The following is a 1367-nucleotide window of genomic DNA, read 5'->3' as shown; positions in this document are numbered from 1 at the left end:
TCTACCTGCAGATCCTGGCCTGCCAGGCCCGCCGGCAGCTGGCGCTGCCACTGGTGGTGAACGGCGACGAACACCCAGCCAGCGACGGCCAGCCAGACGATCGCCCGCGGCGAGCGGTTGACGATTACCAGCATGATCAGCGCCAGCGCGCCGACCCACGGGCCCAGACGCCCTTCGCCTCCGCTTTGCCAGGTCAGCAGCGCCGCGCCGAGGGCGGCCAGTGCCGCTGGAATGACCATCCCTCGCTGCATCGTTCCTCCGCCTTCGGCGTTAAACGCTCGGCGTAGCCGAAGCGCTGCGCGATGTGGATAATAGGGCGCACTATTTCCAAGAGTACCCCACATGCCGCGCCGTTTCCTGCAGCGCTACATGCCCAGGCCCGATACCTTGAGGCGCCAGCGCTCGCTGCGCTTCATGGCGCCGCTGATCGCCGACCCCGGGCTCTGGCTTCTGACGCGCAAGAGCGTGGCCAACGCCTTCAGCGTCGGGCTGTTCTGCGCGATGCTGCCGATCCCGCTGCAGATGATGGTGGCGGCCCTCGGCGCGCGGGTGTTTCGCTGCAACCTGGCGCTATCGGTGAGCCTTGTGTGGATCACCAACCCGCTGACCATGCCGGTGATCTTCTACTTCAACTATCGGGTGGGAACCTATCTGATGGGCGCGCCGGTGCGCGAGGCGCCGTCGCGGATCTCGACCCGCTGGCTGGCCGAGCAGATGCACGACATCGTGCCGCCGCTGTTTCTGGGGTCGGTGGTGACGGCGATCATCGTCGCGGTGCTGGCCAATATCGCCATCCGCCTGATCTGGCGCTGGCACGTCTCTCACAACTGGAAACGCCGCCGGCAAAAGCGCCGGCAGCGTCGGGCACGTATCGAATCCGAGTTCGACGACTAGCGCCCTAGGCGGGCGCCCTTTCCTGCTCGAGGAGCTTGCCCGCGTCGAGTCGCAGCACGCGGTCCTGGTGGGCGGCAAGGCCCGGGTCGTGGGTCACGATGACGAAGGCGCAGGCGCTTTCACGGGCCAGCTCGTCCATCAGGGTGAGGATGGTGCCGGCGGTGGTCTGGTCCAGGTTTCCCGTGGGCTCGTCCATCAGCACGAGGCTCGGGTCGGTGACCAAGGCGCGTGCGATCGCCACGCGCTGGCGCTCGCCGCCGGAAAGCTCGCCGGGCTTGTGGTCCGCGCGGGCCTTCATGCCCACCCGCTCCAGAATCGCCATGGCGCGCTTCTCCGCCTCCTTCTTGCGCTGGCCGCGAATGATCAACGGCAACGCCGCGTTCTCCAGCGCGCTGAACTCGGCCAGAAGATGGTGGAACTGGTAGACGAAGCCGATGTAGCGGTTGCGAAAATGGCCCAGCTGAGTCTCGTTG

At 67.0% G+C, this 1367-nt stretch carries 2 protein-coding genes and 1 pseudogene; 1 reads left to right on the top strand and 2 read right to left on the bottom strand.

The genetic code is table 11. From position 1 onward, the window contains the following. Positions 1-251, bottom strand: a pseudogene (locus BIS11_RS17655) (DNA internalization-related competence protein ComEC/Rec2); the annotation flags it as partial. Between the two features lie 91 nt (positions 252-342). Between BIS11_RS17655 and BIS11_RS17650 the strand changes: the two are divergent. Then, positions 343-894, top strand: a complete 552-nt coding sequence (locus BIS11_RS17650) for a DUF2062 domain-containing protein (protein ID WP_253422020.1) — start codon at positions 343-345, stop codon at positions 892-894. A gap of 4 nt (positions 895-898) precedes the next feature. On the opposite strand, the gene BIS11_RS17645 is transcribed toward BIS11_RS17650, so the two are convergent. Then, on the bottom strand, positions 899-1367 hold a 469-nt coding region (locus tag BIS11_RS17645), incomplete at its 5' end, for an ABC transporter ATP-binding protein (RefSeq protein ID WP_253586737.1).

The sequence above is a fragment of the Halomonas sp. 707D4 genome, assembly GCF_024158685.1.
GTDB lineage: Bacteria > Pseudomonadota > Gammaproteobacteria > Pseudomonadales > Halomonadaceae > Vreelandella.
The sequence above is the reverse complement of the archived record's forward strand: the minus strand, read 5'-3'. Positions and strand labels throughout refer to the sequence as shown.

Excerpts from the sequence above, each read along its gene's own strand:
- BIS11_RS17650 (WP_253422020.1), top strand. The coding sequence starts at position 343 with ATGCCGCGCCGTTTCCTGCAGCGCTACATGCCCAGGCCCGATACCTTG.